A 15,559-nucleotide genomic window follows, 5' to 3' on the forward strand; every position below is an offset into this window, starting at 1 on the left:
GCCCCCAGGGGCCCCCAAGGCGGACGGAGGACTCGCACGGTGAGCCAGTACGCATCCAGGCTCGGCGCCCGCGGGGGCCGCGCGCTCGGTACGCTCGCCAACACCCCGCTCCGGCGCCTCGGCGCCGGCCGCAGGCCGCGCCGCGTGGCGATGCTCAGCGTCCACACCTCGCCCCTGCACCAGCCGGGCACGGGCGACGCGGGCGGCATGAACGTCTACATCGTCGAGCTGGCCAAGCGCCTGGCCACCATCGGCATCGAGGTCGAGGTCTTCACCCGGGCCACCGCCGGCGGGCTCCCGCCGTCCGTGGAGCTGGCACCCGGCGTGCTCGTCCGCCACATCGACGCCGGACCCTACGAGGGCCTGGCCAAGGAGGAGCTGCCCGCCCAGCTCTGCGCCTTCACCCACGGTGTGATGCAGGCGTGGGCCGGCCACCGGCCCGGCCACTACGACCTCGTCCACTCCCACTACTGGCTCTCCGGCCACGTCGGCTGGCTCGCCGCCGAGCGCTGGGGCGTCCCGCTCGTCCACGCCATGCACACCATGGCCAAGGTGAAGAACGCCGCGCTCGCCGCGGGCGACACCCCCGAGCCGGCCGCCCGCGTCATCGGCGAGACCCAGATCGTCCGGGCCGCCGACCGGCTGATCGCCAACACCGACGGCGAGGCCGAGGAGCTCGTGCGCCACTACGAGGCCGACCCCGGCAAGGTCGCCGTCGTGCACCCGGGCGTCAACCTCGACCGCTTCACGCCCGCCGACGGCCGGGCCGCCGCCCGGCAGCGGCTCGGTCTGCCCGCCGACGCCCTGATACCGCTCTTCGCCGGGCGGATACAGCCCCTCAAGGCCCCGGACATCCTGCTGCGCGCCGTCGCCGACCTGCTGGACAGGCGGCCGGAGCTGCGCCCGCGCATCGTCGTCCCCGTCGTCGGCGGGCCCAGCGGCAGCGGCCTCGCCAAGCCCGAGGGCCTCCAGAAGCTGGCCGCCAGGCTGGGCATCGCCGACGTCGTCCGCTTCCGCCCGCCGGTCGGCCAGGAGCAGCTCGCCGACTGGTACCGCGCCGCGTCCGTGCTCGTCATGCCCTCGTACAGCGAGTCCTTCGGCCTGGTCGCCGCCGAGGCCCAGGCCTGCGGCACACCCGTGGTCGCGGCCGCCGTCGGCGGGCTGCCGGTGGCCGTGCGCGACGGCGTCAGCGGCTTCCTGGTCTCCGGCCACGACCCCGCCGACTACGGCCGGGCGCTGGGCCGCTTCGCCGACGACCCCGCCCTCGCCGGCCGGATGGGCGAGGCCGCGGCCCGGCACGCGCGCTCCTTCGGCTGGGACACCGCGGCGGCCGCCACGGCCGAGGTGTACACCGCGGCGATCAACGAGCGGCGTCGTCGCCTACGCTCGAACCATGTCTGACGCCAAATCCGTCATCGAGCAGACGTTCCACGAGGCCGGGCTCGAATGGGAGAGCCCGGCCGACGGCACGTACGTGGTGAAGCTCCCCGGCACGCGCAAGCTGTCGACGACCGTCTCGCTGATCGTCGGCAAGCACTCCCTGTCGGTCAACGCCTTCGTCGTCCGCTGCCCCGACGAGAACCACGCGGCGGTGCACCGCTGGCTCCTGGAGCGCAACACCCGCCTCTACGGGGTGGCGTACGCGACCGACCGGCTCGGCGACATCTACCTCGTCGGCCGGCTCCCGCTCGCGGCGGTGACCCCGGACGAGATCGACCGGATCCTGGGCACGGTGCTGGAGCACGCGGACGGCAGCTTCAACACGCTGCTGGAGATGGGCTTCGCCACGGCCATCCGCAAGGAGTACGCGTGGCGTACGGAGCGGGGGGAGTCGACGCGGAACCTGGACGCGTTCGCGCGCCTGACGAAGCCGAGCGCGTCCGACGGCGGGGTCTAGGACGCGACCTGGGGCGCGTGCGGCGCGGCTGTCCGCGTGTCATGGCGGGGCCCGGCCCCGGCCGCCAGTCCTTCGGCCGCCGGCCCCGGCAAAGCGTGTGCCCGGGCCCGGGGTCGGCCGCCTGGGGCCGACCGCCCGGGGTCGGCCGCCCGGGCCCGGCCCCTCAGGGGCCGGGCCACAAGACTCGGATCCTGGTTCTCCGGACCTCCGGCCTTCCCCGGCAGCCTCCGGGCGGCGCCCCGGACGGGCCGGGTCCGCCCGCCCCGGCTACGGCGGGGCGGCGCGTCACCCCGCCGTAGCCGGGTGCTCCGTCGTAGCCGGGCGCTCCGCCGCCGGAGAGGCCGGCTCGGCCGCCCCGCCTGTCGCATCCACCCCGCCCGTCGCACCCGCTTCGCCCGCGCCGCTCGCCGCGTCGTCCACCGGCTCCAGCCCCCGCATCAGCGCCCAGTACCCGAGCGCCGCCACCGTCCCCACGACCGCGCACCCCGCCCACAGCGTCTCCGCCCCGAAGCGGTCGATGACCGTGCCGCCCGCGAGCGGGGCGACCAGGGCCGCCACGGCCCACGCGAGGGTGGCCATGCCCTGGTAGCGGCCGCGGCCCCGGACCGGGGAGAGGCGGACGACCAGGCCCATCTGCGTGGGCGAGCTGATGATCTCCGCCATGGTCCAGACGCAGACGGTCAGCGCGTAGAGCGCCAGCGAGTCCGCGAAGGCCGTGAGCCCGAAGCCGTAGCCGCCGAGGAGCGAGGCGACGACCAGCAGCCGCCGCGGGCTCCGGTGCTCGATGAGGCGGGTCACGGGGAGCTGGAGGGCGATGATCAGGACGCCGTTGACCGCGATGGCGGTGCCGTAGTCGGTCGTGGAGAAACCGCCCTCGGCCATCGTCACGGGCAGCGCCACCTGCGACTGCATGAAGAGCAGGGCGAGGAGGAAGGACAGGCCGACGACGGCCATGAAACGCCCGTCCCGCAGGACGGTCCCCATGCCGACGGCCGGCTCGCCGCCCCCGCTCCCCTTGGACCCGCTCCCCTCGGACCCGCCGCCCTTGGCCCGCTCGGCCTCCGCGGCCACGGCCGGGCGGGACTCGGGGACCTTCACGAAGACGAGGACCGCGCAGGCCAGCGTCATCACGGCCTCGCCGAGGAAGCCCGCCAGATAGCTGTAGCGGGCGATGAAGCCCGCCGCGATCGAGGAGACCGCGAAGCCGAGGTTGATCGCCCAGAAGTTCAGGGCGAAGGCCCGCACCCGGTCCGCCGGGGGCACGATGTCCGCGATCATCGCCTGCACCGCGGGCCGCGAGGCGTTGCTCGCCATGCCCACCACGAACGCGACGACCGCGATGGCCACGGGGTCGGTCATAAAGCCGAGCACGGCCACCGCCACGGCGGTGGACGCCTGCGCGACGAGCAGGGTGGGCCGGCGGCCGAGCCGGTCGGTCATCACGCCCCCGCCGATCGACGACACGACGCTGCCGAGACCCAGCAGCGAGGCGACGAGCCCCGCGTACGAGGCGGAACGCCCCTGGTCGACGGTGATGAACAGGGCCAGGAAGATACTGACGAAGGCTCCCAGCCGGTTGATCAGCGTCGAGGTCCAGAGCCACCAGAACTCCCTGGGCAGCCCCGAGACGCTCTCCCGCACCGCCCGTCCGACGCTCGCCACCGACATCCCGCAACCCCCCGCTGTGTAAGTGTCACCCTTCGAAGCCGCAACTTACTCATGCGGGTGGCCGGGGTGCCAGACATTTGCGGGTCTGCGTCAATCGGCGGTAGCCCGCCGCTATCACGGACAGCGCGCGCGGCGCCACCCCTACCGTCGATTACGCTCATGGGCATGGCCGACGCACCGTACAAGCTGATCCTCCTCCGCCACGGCGAGAGCGAGTGGAACGCCAAGAACCTGTTCACCGGTTGGGTGGACGTCAACCTCAACGAGAAGGGTGAGAAGGAGGCAGTCCGTGGCGGTGAGCTGCTCAAGGACGCCGGCCTGCTCCCCGACGTGGTCCACACCTCCCTCCAGAAGCGCGCCATCCGCACCGCGCAGCTCGCGCTGGAGTCCGCGGACCGCCACTGGATCCCCGTCCACCGCTCCTGGCGGCTGAACGAGCGCCACTACGGCGCCCTCCAGGGCAAGGACAAGGCCCAGACCCTGGCCGAGTTCGGCGAGGAGCAGTTCATGCTCTGGCGCCGCTCCTACGACACCCCGCCGCCCGCCCTCGAGGACGGCACGGAGTTCTCGCAGAGCGACGACCCGCGCTACGCCTCCATCCCGCCGGAGCTGCGCCCGAAGACCGAGTGCCTCAAGGACGTCGTCGTCCGCATGCTGCCGTACTGGTACGACGGCATCGTCCCCGACCTCCTCGCCGGCCGCACGGTCCTGGTCGCCGCCCACGGCAACAGCCTGCGCGCGCTGGTCAAGCACCTCGACGGGGTCTCCGACGCCGACATCGCGGGCCTGAACATCCCGACCGGCATCCCGCTCGCGTACGAGCTGGACGCCGACTTCAAGCCGGTCAAGCCGGGCGGCACCTACCTCGACCCGGAGGCCGCCAAGGCCGCCATCGAGGCCGTGAAGAACCAGGGCAAGAAGAAGTAGCCCGAAGCAGCGGCTGAAGTCCCCCCCCCGAGGGGACGTCGAGCCCCCTGTCCGCGACGCGCGCGGGCAGGGGGCTCCGTCGTGCGCGGGCGCGTGCGGGTGCGCGGGCCCGGCGCGGGTCTACTTGCCGCCCCTGCCCTCCGTCCCGGCCATCACGAAGGCGGGCGCGACGAACAGCGCCGCCTCGGACGCGGTCGTCGTCCTCGTGATGATCAGTGACGCGCCGACCGCGAGGGCCGCCACGGCCAGCGCGGCCCGGAACGGCCAGCCCGGGGAGCCGGGCTTCCAGGGGTCGGAGCCGGGGGGCTCTTGAGTAGGCTCCTGCATGGACTCTCTCTCCTTCACCTCGGGAACGGGTCCCGCGGTCCAGGGCCTGGCCGGGCGTCAGCTTGCCGGCGCCGCCCGGCTCCCTGGGCCGCTCGCCACGAGTTTCGCGCCAGGCCCCTTCGCCAGGCCAACGCCACCCTTACGCCACACTTTTCTGCTCGTGTCGACTCCCCTTTTGATCGATCCGCGACTGTTGGCTATTGGTACGGGGGGCCGCATTTGGCCGAGGGGGCACGGCCGTCGCGGTGGCGGGCGGAACGGGTGGATCGGTCACCGAATGGAGCAAGTCGGCTACGCAGCGGATGCGCGGGCCGGGAGCCCGGGTGAGCCTCGTGAATTGAAGGAGGTACCACCATGGTTTCCATCCGCTCCGCCATATGCGGTGCTGCGACGGTCGTCGCTGTCTGTGCGGCCCCCGTCGTCCCTGCCTACGCCTTCGGCACCTCGGCCCCCGCGGCCGGTGAGGTCGGAGTCGTCCCCGAGACCGACGGCCCCGGCCATCACGACGGTCGCCACGACCACGACGGCCGTCACGACCACGACGGCCGCCACGACCACGACGGTCACAAGGACCACCACGACGGTCGTCACCACGATGACGACGACTGCGACGAGCACGACGGCCACAAGGGTCACCACGACGGGCGTCACGACCACGACGGCCGCCACGACCACGACGGACGTCACGACGACCACGACGGTCACAAGGGTCACCACGACGGGCGTCACGACCACGACGACGACTGGGACGACCACGACGGCCGTGACGACCACGACGGTCACAAGGGCCACCACGACGGGCGTCACGACGACCACGACGACGGTCGCCACGACCACGACGGGCGTCACGACCACGACGGCCGCCACGACCACGACGGTCGCCACGACGACCACGACGACGGGCGTCACGACCACGACGGCCGCCACGACCACGACGGACGTCACGACGGTCACCGCCCGCACCACCCCTCGCACGCGGGTGGCGGTGCTGCCGCGCTCGCGGCCACGACCGGCTCGTCGGTCCCCGACGCTCCTGTCCTGATCCTCGGCGCCACCGCGGCGGCGGGCCTCGTCGGCGGCATGGTCTGGTACCGCCGCCGCGTCAACACCGCCAAGCAGTGACGGGAAGAGAACGGGCGACATGTCAGAACCGCGCACAGGTGGCCGTCGCCGCCTGCTGACAGGAGTGGCCTGGGCGGCGTTGCTGCTCGCCCTGTGCCTGTGTGGCAGCGGTACCGCGGGGGAGCTCTCCAAGGCTCCCGGCGGTGTCGCGGCCAAGGGCCGCTCTCCCGCGCACGGCCTGCCCCCGGCACACGACCCGCTGCCGGGGGCGGGCCCCCAGACCGATCCCAAGGCCCTGGCCATCAAGGCCATCGGCCTGAAGGCCCCCATCGAGGGCCACGGCCTCGACCCGCTGGGCGGCGTCGAACCACCGCCTTACGAGCGGGCCAACTCCGTCGCCTGGTACAAGGACGGGCCGCAGCCCGGCAGCGCCGGCGCCGCCGTCCTCGTGGGCCACGTGGACACCGACCGGGCCCTCGCCGTCTTCGCCGGCCTCAGCGTCGTCAAGGTCGGCCAGCACATCTCGGTGGCCCGCCAGGACGGCTCCGTCGCCGAGTTCGTCATCGAGGACATCGCGGTCGTCGCCAACGACCAGTTCGACGCGGAGAAGGTCTACGGGGCGCGCGAGCCGGACCGCGCCGAGCTCCGGCTGATCACCTGCGGCGGCAGCTACGACAAGGCACGCCGCGCGTACAGCGCCAATGTGGTCGTCTCCGCCTACCTCACCGGGGCGACACCGGCCAAGCAGCCCCCGAGCCCCGTCGCGGGCGAGGAGGACGACGACGAGGACGAGGCGGAGGCCGAGGACGACAGCGGCCAGGCGTAGCGGGGCGCCCGTACCGCGTGAGGACCACCGCGAGGGCTCCCGCGAGGACTACCGCGAGAGGGGCCCCGGCCGGACCGACCGGCCGGGGCCCCTCCCCGTGAGTGACATGCGCGCCGGCTGCCTAACCGCAGCCGCCGCACTGGCACGGCCCGCCGGACTGGCAGCCGCAGGAGCAGCCTGGGCCGCATGTGCACGCGGCCTTGACGGGCTGCGCCGCAGGAGGGGTCTGGGTCATATGCGGTACCTCCTCGAAGGGTGGTCTGCTGTCACCCAGTCAAGGACTGCCCGCGTCGGCCGTCAATGCCTCTCACGCACGCTTGTACGGGCGCATATGGGGCGCATGGAAGCACGCAGGGCGATTACGCGCTCTCCACCGCGCTCGTGCGCCCCTCGGACTGGGTGAGCTCGTCCGCGTGCTCCCCGGTGACCAGGTACACCACCCGCTTGGCCACCGAGACCGCGTGGTCGGCGAAGCGCTCGTAGTAGCGGCCCAGCAGCGTCACGTCCACGGCCGTCTCGATGCCGTGCTTCCACCGGTCGTCCATCAGGTGCTGGAACAGGGCGCGGTGCAGCAGGTCCATCGCGTCGTCGTCCTGCTCCAGCTGGAGCGCCAGGTCGACGTCCTTGGTGATGATCACCTCGCCGGCCTTGGCCATCAGCCGCTGGGCCAGCTGGCCCATCTCCAGGATGGTGGCGTGCAGGTCACGCGGGACCGCCGTCTCCGGGAAGCGCAGCCTGGCCAGCTTCGCCACGTGCTGGGCGAGGTCGCCCGAGCGCTCCAGGTCCGCGCTCATGCGCAGCGACGTCACCACGATCCGGAGGTCCGTGGCGACCGGCTGCTGGCGCGCCAGCAGTGCGATGGCCCGCGCCTCCAGGTCCCGCTGAAGGTCGTCGACCTTCGCGTCCGCGGCGATCACGGACTCCGCAAGCTTGAGGTCCGCGTCCAGGATCGCCGTGGTGGCGCGCCCGATCGCGGAGCCCACGAGCCGTGCCATCTCGACCAGGCTCTCGCTGATCGAGTCGAGCTCCTCGTGGTACGCGTCCCGCATGGCCTGAACCTCTTTCTCCGGGAATTCACTGGGGCGAGGGATCCGACGTCCTGCCCACGGTCCCACGTTCCGTCCGAAACGCGACGGCCGCCGACATCAGGAGTGAACCGGCGCCGACCTCAAGGTGAACTCTCGGCAACGTATGTTCGAGGCGCCCCCCGTTCGGCTGTGGATGTGCCGTCGCCCCCGCATAACCTGGACTCATGAACGTGGACGCGGCCGTCGCCGCAGCGGCAGCGATCGCCGGTCTCTGCACCGGAGTGATCGCCATGCTGGCGTTCCGCTGGAGTGAGCGCGATCAGGCCAGGCCCACCCGCAGCTCCCTGCACACCGACGCCGTGCTGCCGCCCGGCGTCGACACCGTCCTCTCCGTGCTGCGCTCCTCCGCGGTCGTCCTCGACGAGGCCGACGCGGTGGTCAAGGCCAGCTCCGCCGCGTACGCGCTCGGACTCGTCCGCGGCGGCAAGCTGGCCGTCGAGCCCATGCTCCAGATGGCCCGCGACACCCGCCGCGACGGTGAGATACGCCAGGTCGAGCTCGACCTGCCGCGCCGGGGCACCGGCCGGGGCGAGGCCCTCGCGGTCTCCGCCCGGGTCGCGCCGCTCGGCTCCCGGCTGGTCCTGCTGCTGGTGGAGGATCTCACCGAGGCCCGCCGCATCGAGGCCGTCCGCCGGGACTTCGTCGCCAACGTCAGCCACGAGCTCAAGACGCCGGTCGGCGCGCTCTCCCTGCTCTCCGAGGCCGTCATGGACGCCGCCGAGGACCCCGAGGCCGTCCACCGCTTCGCCGGCCGGATGCAGATCGAGGCCACCCGGCTGACCAACCTCGTCCAGGAGCTCATCGACCTCTCCCGGGTGCAGAACGACGACCCCCTGGAGGACTCCGAGCCGGTCCGGGTCGACGAGCTCGTCGCCGAGGCCATCGACCGCTGCCGCCACCAGGCCGGCGCCAAGCAGATCACCATGGCCGCCGGAGGCACCGCCGACCTGCACGTCTGGGGCAGCCGCGGTCAGCTCGCCGCCGCCCTCGGCAATCTCGTGGAGAACGCCGTCAACTACAGCCCCGCGCGCACGCGCGTGGGGATCGCCGCCCGCCACATCACCGCCCCCGGCGGCGACCTCATCGAGATCGCCGTCACCGACCAGGGCATCGGCATCTCCGAGAAGGACCGCGAGCGGATCTTCGAGCGGTTCTACCGCGTCGACCCGGCCCGCTCCCGCGCCACCGGCGGCACCGGCCTCGGCCTCGCCATCGTCAAGCACGTCGCCGCCTCGCACGGCGGCGAGGTCACGGTCTGGAGCGCCGAGGGCCAGGGCTCCACCTTCACCCTGCGGCTCCCCGAGGCCGGCGCGGTGCGCGACCGCGACCCCTACAGCGACCACACGCTGCTGGAGCCGCACGAAAGCATCTCTTCCTTCCCCGACGACTCCCTCCCCGCCCGGGAGGTCCGTCCGTGAACCGCGGCCGGGAAGCGACCCCCCGTACCCGCACAGAAACCCGACCGGAGGTCCATCCGTGACGCGTGTGCTCGTCGTAGAGGACGAGGAATCCTTCAGCGACGCCCTGTCCTACATGCTCCGCAAGGAAGGGTTCGAGGTCGCCGTCGCGGCCACCGGGCCCGACGGGCTGGACGAATTCGAGCGCAACGGCGCCGACCTCGTCCTGCTCGACCTGATGCTGCCGGGCCTCCCCGGTACGGAGGTCTGCCGGCAGCTCCGCGGGCGCTCCAACGTGCCCGTCATCATGGTCACGGCCAAGGACAGCGAGATCGACAAGGTCGTCGGGCTGGAAATAGGAGCCGACGACTATGTGACCAAGCCCTTCTCCTCCCGGGAGCTGGTGGCCCGCATCCGGGCCGTCCTGCGCCGCAGAGGCGAGCCCGAGGAGGTCTCGCCCGCCGCCCTGGAGGCCGGTCCGGTCCGGATGGACGTCGACCGGCACGTCGTCACCGTCTCCGGCGGCAAGGTCGACCTGCCGCTGAAGGAGTTCGACCTGCTGGAGATGCTGCTGCGCAACGCGGGCCGGGTGCTCACCCGGATGCAGCTCATCGACCGCGTGTGGGGCGCCGACTACGTGGGGGACACCAAGACCCTCGACGTCCATGTGAAGCGGCTGCGCGCCAAGATCGAGCCCGACCCGGGCGCGCCGCGCTACCTGGTCACGGTCCGGGGCCTGGGCTACAAGTTCGAGCCGTAGGAAGAACCGGCCGTACGGGGCGGGGGAGACCCGGCCCGGCCGTTACGGGGCCGTGGGAGACCCGGCCCGGCCGTACGGGGGCGGGCCCGCCCGCCGGTGCCGCGGGAGGATCCGCCCGTACGAGGGACGCGCCGCCCTCGTGCCGGAACGTACGGGACGCACGGGACGTACACGGCGTACGGGACATGCCGAGGGGCCCGGAAGCATTCCGCTTCCGGGCCCCTCGGCGTCGGCCTGGTGTCCCCGTCAGTGGCCGGCGTGCTGCTGGCCGCCCTGGGCCTGCTGCTGGCCACCCTGCGTGGCGCCCTCCTGGCGCTCACCGCCCTGCTGGCCCTGCTCGCCCTGCTGGGCGCCCGCGGCGCCCGACGGGGCCCCGGGGGTGCCCGAGGGCTTGCCGGAAGGCGTGCCGGACGGCTTGCCGGGCTTGTCGCCGGCCTTGCCGGACTGGGCCGGGGCGGGCGCCTCGGGGCCCCACTCCTTGAAGTAGCTGGTCGCCGGGACGACGAACGCGCCGATGTTCACGTCGCCCGTCTCGCTGAAGTCGAAGGTCAGCTTCTGCTGCTCGCCGTCCTTGATCGCCTCACGGCCGTTCGGCAGCACCGCGGAGGCGTTGCCCTTGCCGCCGAGGACGATCGAGCGGCCCGCGGGCACGACGAGCTTGCCGGAGCCGCCCGCCGGGGTGAGCTTCACGGTCGCGCCGGACTTGCCGGCGAGGGTGATCTTCTCCAGCGTCTGGTCCTCGCGGCCGTTGTTGAACAGCGTGCCGGTGATCACGGCGGGGCCGGTGGCCTTGAGGTCCGGCTGGGTGATCACGTTGATGTTCTGGAGCTTGATGTCGCCGACCGACGTGGCGGCGTTGTCCGGCTTGACCTCCAGCGTCTGGGCGCTGTTGCCCGCCGCACAGGCGGTGAGCGAGGCGATCGAGAGCACGAGGGCGGAAGCGGCGAGAGTGCCGCGTCGAAGGCTGCTGCTCACGGCGGCGGCATCTCCTTGGACGAAGTAAGAGGTGTGTCAGCGCGCTCAGGTTACCGACCCGTCTCCGGGGCTCCGCACCCGACCCGCCCTCATGGTCAACAAGCCCTCGCCCGGGCGCACGGCCGAATATCGCCCATCAACGCCGAGAGGAACGTCCCGCACACCGCGCGGCGGATTATCCGTGAGGAATGCGCGGGGGTCCGGGAAGGTGTTCGGGAATTGATCAAGTTCAGCGTGATCAATTCCCGAATCCGGGTGGCGAAGGGCGTCCCGCCCCGAACGGAGTAGCGGAAGTCCGCCGACCGGACCCCGGCAAAACGGGACGTTCGGTCGCTCGCGAGGGACTCCGGGCGGGTGTAACGTGCCCGTTTCGCCCCGCCCGAAGAACCGCTCCGACCTGCGAATACCCGCTTCCGGAACCCTCCCGCAGCACGTTCCGGTTGCTGTTGTCAAGCCCCGAGATATGCCCTGACCTGCGAAAACGCCATTCAGAACGGGCAGTTCCCGTGTTAGACTGGATAGCCACGGAAGGGGTACCTGTCACATGACGTTCAAGGTTGGCGACACCGTGGTCTATCCCCATCACGGGGCCGCGCTGATCGAGGCCATCGAAACTCGCCAGATCAAAGGCGTGGACAAGACCTACTTGGTGCTGAAGGTCGCCCAGGGTGACCTGACGGTTCGGGTGCCGGCGGACAATGCGGAGTTCGTCGGTGTGCGCGATGTGGTCGGCCAGGACGGGCTGGACCGGGTCTTCGAGGTGCTGCGCGCACCGTATGCCGAAGAGCCGACGAACTGGTCCCGTCGCTACAAGGCAAATCTCGAGAAGCTCGCGTCCGGTGACGTGATCAAGGTCGCCGAGGTCGTGCGCGACCTGTGGCGTCGTGAGCGCGAGCGTGGCCTCTCCGCCGGTGAGAAGCGCATGCTCGCCAAGGCGCGCCAGATCCTGGTGAGCGAGCTGGCCCTCGCGGAGAACACCAACGAGGACAAGGCCGAGGCCCTGCTCGACGAGGTCCTCGCGTCCTGACGTCGTCATGCCCCGACGCGGTGACGCCACGAAGCGCCGTCCAGGACGTTCTCCAGGACGCGCCGAGGTGACGCGGCGGGACATGAGGTGCCGGACATAAGGCCAGGTGCCGGACGTAAAGAAGTGCCGCGGTGCCCGCGCGATGACGACAGTCATCCGCCGGGCGCTGCGGCATCTCTGCTCGGTGGCGCCGAGGCGCCGACCGTTCACGACGTGCTTGGTGTGCCGGGCTCGGGCAGCCGACCCGACCAGCTTGTCACGGAAGGGGCTGGTCGGAGCGGAGTGCCCGGCACGCTGAGGCCATACCCAATTCGGCCGAGGAAGCAAACCTGAACGCCATCGCAATGTCTGATCGAGCACCCGCCGCCACCCTTTCGCGCACCGCCGCGGTCATCCCCGCGGCGGGCCGCGGGGTCCGGCTGGGCCCCGGCGCGCCCAAGGCGCTGCGCACCCTCAACGGCACCCCGATGCTCGTCCACGCCGTCCGGTCGATGGCCGCCTCGCGCGCCGTCTCCCTCGTCGTCGTGGTCGCCCCGCCGGACGGCGCCGCCGAGGTCCGCTCCCTCCTCGACGCGTATCCCCTGACCGGCCACGATCGCGCCGAGCTGCTGGTCGTCCCCGGCGGCGAGAGCCGTCAGGAGTCCGTGCGACGCGGCCTGGCCGCCCTTCCCGACGACGTCACCACCGTCCTCGTCCACGACGCCGCGCGCCCCCTGGTGCCCGTCGAGACCGTCGACTCCGTGATCTCCGCCGTGCGCGCGGGCGCGCCGGCCGTCGTACCGGCGCTGCCGCTGGCCGACACCGTCAAGGAGGTCGAGCCGCGCACCGGCGCCGCCGCGGGCGAGCCCGAGCCGGTCGTGGGCACCCCCGAGCGCGCGCTGCTGCGCGCCGTGCAGACCCCCCAGGGCTTCGATCGGCGCACGCTCGACGCGGCGCACGAGAAGTTCGCCGCCTTCGCCACCGAGGGCGAGGGCGCCACGGACGACGCGGGCCTCGTCGAGCGGCTCGGCGCCCCGGTCGTCGTGGTGCCCGGCCACGAGGAGGCGTTCAAGGTGACCCGCCCGCTGGACCTCGTCCTGGCCGAGGCCGTACTCGCCCGCAGGAGGGCCAACGATGGCTTCTGACACCCCCGGCACCCCGGTGCTGCCCCTGGTGGGCATCGGCACGGACGTGCACGCCTTCGAGGAGGGCCGCGAGCTGTGGTGCGCGGGTCTGCTCTGGGAGGGCGCCTCGCACGGCCTGGCGGGCCACTCCGACGGCGACGTCGCCGCGCACGCCGCGTGCGACGCGCTGTTCTCCGCCGCCGGCGTCGGCGACCTCGGCGCGCACTTCGGCACGGACCGCCCCGAGTGGTCGGGCGCGGCCGGCGTCACCCTGCTGGCCGAGGCCGCCCGGATCGTCCGGGCCGAGGGCTTCGAGATCGGCAACGTCGCGATCCAGGTGATCGGCGTCCGCCCCAAGATCGGCACCCGGCGCGAGGAGGCCCGTAAGGCCCTCTCGGAGGCGATCCAGGCGCCCGTGTCGGTCTCCGGCACCACGACGGACGGGCTGGGCCTCACGGGCCGAGGCGAGGGCCTGGCGGCCGTCGCCACGGCGCTGGTGTACCGCGCGGCGGGCTGACCGCCGCCGGCGGCCCCACGGGCGCCGTCCGCGCCCTTACGGCGTGTCGCCGCGCGAAGAAGTACCCGAGAGGGCTGTTCGGGGGCTGTCGGCCCCCTTACGGCCCTTTTCGCGTGCCCGGCGCCTTACGGTGAGGCCACGCCGCCCCCGCGCGGCCGTCAGCCGAGGGAAGGACCCGCGCCGTGTCAGCCGCACTCTCCGACGACCTGAAGAAGCTCATCGACGACAGCCCGGTCTTCGCGACCCTGGCGACCGTCCAGCCCGACGGCAGCCCCCAGCTGTCGGTCACCTGGGTCACGCGCGACGGCGACGACCTGCTGATCTCCACCACGGTGGGCCGCCGCAAGGAGAAGAACCTCCGGCGGGACCCGCGCGTGAGCGTGATGATCAACCCGCACAACGCGCCGTACACGTACGCGGAGGTCCGCGGCACGGCCACGATGACCACGGAGGGCGGGCCGGAGCTGATCGACACTCTGTCGCGGAAGTACACGGGGAAGGATTACGCGGACTTCAATCCGGCGGCGAAGGACGACGCGCGGCGGGTGGTGGTGCGGGTCTCTCCGCGGCGGGTGGTGGGCTCGATCTAGGGGCCCTGCGGGCGGCTCTTTCCCCACCCCGCCCCTTCCCGAATGTCCTCAAACGCCGGACGGGCTGATTTTCAGCCCGTCCGGCGATTGAGGACCGGGGTCCGGGGCGGAGCCCCGGGAGGCTCAGCTTCCGTCCGGGCGCCCCGCGCCCACGCGGTCCGGTTCCGCCGGGCCGTAGGCGCGCAGGCGCTGCGGAGCCACTGCCGTGTCCGGCGCCGGGACGACCTTGTCGGCGCTCCGCGCCGCTCCCGCGGGGGAATGCCGCCGCATCTCGTCCATGCTCGATCGCATGACCTTGCGCAGCCAGGAGCCCATCGGGCGTTCCACGAGGCGGTGCAGCAGCCAGGCCGCGCCCATCATCGCCACGATCAGGCCGAAGACCAGCACGTACGGCGGCAGCTTCTCCCGCAGCGCGTAGATGACCGTCATCCCGATGTACTGGTGGAGCAGATACAGCGGGTAGGTGAGCGCGCCCGCCGTGGACAGCCAGCGCCACTGGATCCTGTTGCAGGCGCCGACGGCGATCAGCGCCATGATCACGAACGCGGCGAGAACGATCAGCCGGGCCGGCCAGACCGCGATGTCGTGCGTGGAGTTGTCCGCGACCCGCTTGGTCAGGTGGTGCTGGGCGAGCAGCAGGGAGAGGCCGGCGATTCCCCAGAGCAGCGCCGTGGGGCGGTAGCGGTACATGAGGTAGAAAGCGATGCCCGCGACGAAATAGGGCGCGTACAGCGGCATGGCCCACATGGTGAGCAGCTTGCTGTCCACCTGGGTGGCGGTCATGGCGACTACGGTCCAGAGCGCGCAGAACAGCACGCATTTGCGGTACGTCACGCCCGTGGCCACCACGGCGGCGAACAATACGTAGAACTTCAGCTCGACGAAGAGCGTCCAGTAGACGCCGTCCACGTCCCAGACACCGAAGCCCGTCTGGAGCATTGTCAGGTTGGTGAGGACGTCGTCGTAGCTGTGTACCTGGCGGACCTGCGGCCAGAGGGAAACGATCAAGGTGGTGAGCCCGATCGCGACCCAGTAGGCGGGATAGACCCGGGACACCCGGGACATCACGAAATCGCCCAGGGTGCGGCCCCAGGTACTCATGCAGATCACGAAGCCGCTGATGAGGAAGAAGACCTCCACACCCAGCCACCCGTACCGGGCGAACGGCTTCAGCTCGGGGAAGATGTCGCTGGTGTCCTGCCCCCAGCCGCCCCGCAGGGAGACGTAGTGGAACATCACGACCATCAGGGCCGCGATGATCCGGAGCCCGTCCAGGACGTAGAGCCGTGGGGCGGACCGCTGGACGGCTGCTGCACGGCCGCCCTCGAGTTCACCTCGTCCGGCGAAACGCATGTCGTCCTCTTCCAGTGAATTTGGTCGGCTCATCCTACGCAG

Annotated in this window: 16 protein-coding genes; 11 read left to right on the forward strand and 5 right to left on the reverse strand. The window is 72.1% G+C overall.

Annotated elements, in window-relative coordinates:
• Positions 1–39 precede the first annotated feature (39 nt).
• Both mshA and LUZ64_RS13365 read left to right on the forward strand, forming a co-directional pair.
• Entirely contained in the window at positions 40–1,401 is a 1,362-nt protein-coding gene (mshA, locus tag LUZ64_RS13360) for a D-inositol-3-phosphate glycosyltransferase (RefSeq protein WP_232390475.1), read from the forward strand.
• Positions 1,394–1,897 (forward strand): type III secretion system chaperone family protein, encoded by a 504-nt coding sequence (locus LUZ64_RS13365; RefSeq protein WP_095582345.1) that lies wholly within the window; start codon positions 1,394–1,396, stop codon positions 1,895–1,897. Before mshA ends, LUZ64_RS13365 begins: the two co-directional genes overlap by 8 nt.
• A 285-nt stretch (positions 1,898–2,182) precedes the next feature.
• Here the strand turns inward: LUZ64_RS13365 and LUZ64_RS13370 are convergent, their stop codons facing one another.
• Positions 2,183–3,565 carry an MDR family MFS transporter gene (locus LUZ64_RS13370; RefSeq protein WP_232390474.1) on the reverse strand — a complete coding sequence of 461 codons (1,383 nt, stop codon included), beginning with the start codon at positions 3,563–3,565 and terminating at the stop codon, positions 2,183–2,185.
• Positions 3,566–3,730: 165 nt separating this feature from the next.
• Here LUZ64_RS13370 and LUZ64_RS13375 point away from each other — a divergent pair, with 165 nt between their 5' ends.
• Positions 3,731–4,492 carry a phosphoglyceromutase gene (locus tag LUZ64_RS13375; RefSeq protein ID WP_087930494.1) on the forward strand — a complete coding sequence of 254 codons (762 nt, stop codon included), beginning with the start codon at positions 3,731–3,733 and terminating at the stop codon, positions 4,490–4,492.
• Between the two features lie 120 nt (positions 4,493–4,612).
• On the opposite strand, the gene LUZ64_RS13380 is transcribed toward LUZ64_RS13375, so the two are convergent.
• Entirely contained in the window at positions 4,613–4,819 is a 207-nt protein-coding gene (locus LUZ64_RS13380) for a hypothetical protein (protein WP_095582343.1), read from the reverse strand.
• A gap of 354 nt (positions 4,820–5,173) precedes the next feature.
• On the opposite strand from LUZ64_RS13380, the gene LUZ64_RS13385 reads away from it, so the two are divergent.
• On the forward strand, positions 5,174–5,941 hold the full coding sequence (locus tag LUZ64_RS13385; RefSeq protein ID WP_211305069.1) for a hypothetical protein: 768 nt from the start codon (positions 5,174–5,176) through the stop codon (positions 5,939–5,941).
• A gap of 19 nt (positions 5,942–5,960) precedes the next feature.
• Positions 5,961–6,707 carry a class F sortase gene (locus LUZ64_RS13390; RefSeq protein ID WP_095582342.1) on the forward strand — a complete coding sequence of 249 codons (747 nt, stop codon included), beginning with the start codon at positions 5,961–5,963 and terminating at the stop codon, positions 6,705–6,707.
• Positions 6,708–7,066: 359 nt separating this feature from the next.
• On the opposite strand, the gene phoU is transcribed toward LUZ64_RS13390, so the two are convergent.
• The gene (phoU, locus tag LUZ64_RS13395; RefSeq protein WP_095582341.1) at positions 7,067–7,756 is read right to left on the reverse strand and encodes a phosphate signaling complex protein PhoU; all 690 of its coding nucleotides are present in this window, start codon (positions 7,754–7,756) and stop codon (positions 7,067–7,069) included.
• A gap of 203 nt (positions 7,757–7,959) precedes the next feature.
• Here phoU and phoR point away from each other — a divergent pair, with 203 nt between their 5' ends.
• On the forward strand, positions 7,960–9,213 hold the full coding sequence (phoR, locus tag LUZ64_RS13400; RefSeq protein ID WP_095582340.1) for a two-component system sensor histidine kinase PhoR: 1,254 nt from the start codon (positions 7,960–7,962) through the stop codon (positions 9,211–9,213).
• A 67-nt stretch (positions 9,214–9,280) separates the two neighbouring features.
• The gene (gene phoP / locus LUZ64_RS13405) at positions 9,281–9,952 is read left to right on the forward strand and encodes a two-component system response regulator PhoP (RefSeq protein ID WP_478078993.1); all 672 of its coding nucleotides are present in this window, start codon (positions 9,281–9,283) and stop codon (positions 9,950–9,952) included.
• Between the two features lie 246 nt (positions 9,953–10,198).
• On the opposite strand, the gene LUZ64_RS13410 is transcribed toward phoP, so the two are convergent.
• Positions 10,199–10,927 (reverse strand): copper chaperone PCu(A)C domain-containing protein, encoded by a 729-nt coding sequence (locus LUZ64_RS13410; protein ID WP_095582339.1) that lies wholly within the window; start codon positions 10,925–10,927, stop codon positions 10,199–10,201.
• Positions 10,928–11,471: 544 nt separating this feature from the next.
• Between LUZ64_RS13410 and LUZ64_RS13415 the strand changes: the two genes are divergently transcribed.
• The 4 genes from LUZ64_RS13415 (at position 11,472) to LUZ64_RS13430 (ending at position 14,164) form a co-directional block, all read left to right on the forward strand.
• Complete coding sequence (locus LUZ64_RS13415) at positions 11,472–11,954, forward strand: CarD family transcriptional regulator (protein ID WP_003953493.1); 483 nt, start codon at positions 11,472–11,474, stop codon at positions 11,952–11,954.
• 344 nt (positions 11,955–12,298) lie between these two features.
• A complete protein-coding gene (gene ispD / locus LUZ64_RS13420) occupies positions 12,299–13,078 on the forward strand; it encodes a 2-C-methyl-D-erythritol 4-phosphate cytidylyltransferase (RefSeq protein WP_095582338.1) in 780 nt (259 codons plus the stop codon).
• Entirely contained in the window at positions 13,068–13,574 is a 507-nt protein-coding gene (gene ispF, locus LUZ64_RS13425; RefSeq protein ID WP_095582337.1) for a 2-C-methyl-D-erythritol 2,4-cyclodiphosphate synthase, read from the forward strand. The genes ispD and ispF overlap by 11 nt, the downstream gene beginning before the upstream one ends.
• Before the next feature lie 182 nt (positions 13,575–13,756).
• On the forward strand, positions 13,757–14,164 hold the full coding sequence (locus LUZ64_RS13430; RefSeq protein WP_095582336.1) for a PPOX class F420-dependent oxidoreductase: 408 nt from the start codon (positions 13,757–13,759) through the stop codon (positions 14,162–14,164).
• A gap of 123 nt (positions 14,165–14,287) precedes the next feature.
• Here the strand turns inward: LUZ64_RS13430 and LUZ64_RS13435 are convergent, their stop codons facing one another.
• Positions 14,288–15,517, reverse strand: coding sequence for an acyltransferase family protein (locus tag LUZ64_RS13435; RefSeq protein WP_095582335.1), 1,230 nt, complete (start codon positions 15,515–15,517; stop codon positions 14,288–14,290).
• Positions 15,518–15,559 lie beyond the last annotated feature (42 nt).

It is taken from the genome of Streptomyces albireticuli, assembly GCF_021228125.1.
Taxonomy (GTDB): Bacteria; Actinomycetota; Actinomycetes; order Streptomycetales; family Streptomycetaceae; genus Streptomyces; species Streptomyces albireticuli.